Annotated in this window: 1 protein-coding gene; it reads right to left on the bottom strand. The window is 45.0% G+C overall.

Going from position 1 to position 1780, the window contains the following annotated elements; genetic code table 11:
* Positions 1-93: 93 nt before the first annotated feature.
* Entirely contained in the window at positions 94-1653 is a 1560-nt protein-coding gene (locus tag IFO66_RS23580) for an IS1182 family transposase (RefSeq protein WP_192027459.1), read from the bottom strand.
* Positions 1654-1780: the final 127 nt, after the last annotated feature.

Below are 1780 nucleotides of genomic sequence, written 5' to 3'. Positions count from 1 at the left end.
GGGGCTGTCCCAAAAGTAGGTCGTTCACCTTAACGAGACCACTCACTTAATAAGTAAATCGGCAAAAATAAAAAAAATGACGGTGCTAGGAGGTTATCCCTGCACCGTCATTTCTACTTTTTGGTCTATTGCTGCCTTCTTGAGCAAATTATGGGCGAGCGAAAGCCAACCGACCTCAAGGCTTACTTTTGGTAGGCCTCGAAGCAGAAAACGTCTGAATCCTCGGTTGTTCTTCATTTGTCCAAACACACTTTCCGGCTCAATCATTCTTCGAACCGACAGTGCGTATCCTTCCTCGCTTCTAAGTTTCTCACGGGCTCGTTGCTTGTAGCGTAAGTAATTTAGACTCACGCTGACTTCTCGATTCCCTTTTGCTTTTGTACAAGCTTGTTTGAACGGACAACCTTCGCAACTTTCACATCGGTAGTGGCGTTTTTTTATTTCATAGCCGCTTTCCGTCGCTTCCTTACTTTCATAGCGAAACAACAATTTACGACCAGCCGTACACGTCCATGTGTCTTCATTCTCGTCGTACTGCCAATTATCCAATTTGCTAATGTCTTGCTGCCACTTCTTTGATTTTTCTTTGTGGTACGTGCTGTACTTCACCAATGCTTCCAGTTGTTCGTTTTCCAAGTAAGCGTAGTTTTCTTCTCCACCGTATCCGGCATCCGCGATGACTGTTTTCGGTAATTTTCCAAGTGCTGCTTTCACCTTTTCCAAATGTGGCTTGAGGCAGCGTGTATCGGTTGGGCGTTGATGTAAACTGTAGCCAATAATGAACTGGTTCTCCGTTCCGATCTGCACGTTGTAACCGGGCTTGAGTTGGCCATTGCGCATGTGATCTTCTTTCATCCGCATGAAGGTGGCGTCGGTATCGGTTTTGCTATAGCTGTTTCGATCACCGAGGCGTTCTTCGTGGAGCTCATATTTTTGCAAGCGTGGGAGCAGATCTTTACGGAATATTCGCACCGCTTTTTTTAACGGCTTATCCTTCGGTCGAGATTGTAGTTTTTCTTCTAACTGCTGAACAGCGGCCTCTAATTTTTCACTAGTTAGTGCAGATGCCTCGCCAAGCTCAGCAAGGTCTTGTCCTGCTTGAGCTTGTTCTTCTTGCTTTTCGAACTCTTCAATGGTTGCAAACAGAGTCTGTACTTTCTCTTGGAGCTTGGCTTTCTGCTTCACGACCGCTTTGCCCCAAACGAACGTGTACCGATTAGCGTTCGCTTCCATTTTGGTACCATCGACAAAGTAATGCTCAAGTTTGACATACTTCTCATCAATAAGAAACTGAAGTACGCCTGTGAACATGGTTTCGAGCACGTCTTTCATTCGCTCAGAACGAAAGCGATTAAGGGTACGAAAATTCGGGCGTTGTCTGCCAGCAATCCACATGAACATGACATTCTCTCGCACTGCTTTAGCGATCTGACGAGAAGAGTAAATTCGTTGTGTATAGGCGTAAATAATGATTTTGGTAAGCATTTTAGGATGATAGCTGTCTCGTCCTCCACCTGGATAAGCATTTCTGAAAATCTGGTCGTCCAAGCGATTGACCGCTTCGTTGACAACACGAACAAGGTGATTGGGAGGAATGTCATCCTCCAAGTCCATTGGCAGATGAAGTTGGTCCATGGTATATTGAATGTACAAAGAAACCGCTCCTTTTGTAAATGGTTGGTCGCACTTCCATTTTACCAAGAAACGGTTTCTTTTTGTTTTACAATATGAAGAAGGGCGTATCCCTCAACCATCTAAAGATGACTTTTGGGACAGCCCC

The organism is Paenibacillus arenosi (assembly GCF_014841135.1).
Taxonomy (GTDB): domain Bacteria; phylum Bacillota; class Bacilli; order Paenibacillales; family Paenibacillaceae; genus Paenibacillus_B; species Paenibacillus_B arenosi.
The sequence above is the reverse complement of the archived record's forward strand: the minus strand, read 5'-3'. Positions and strand labels throughout refer to the sequence as shown.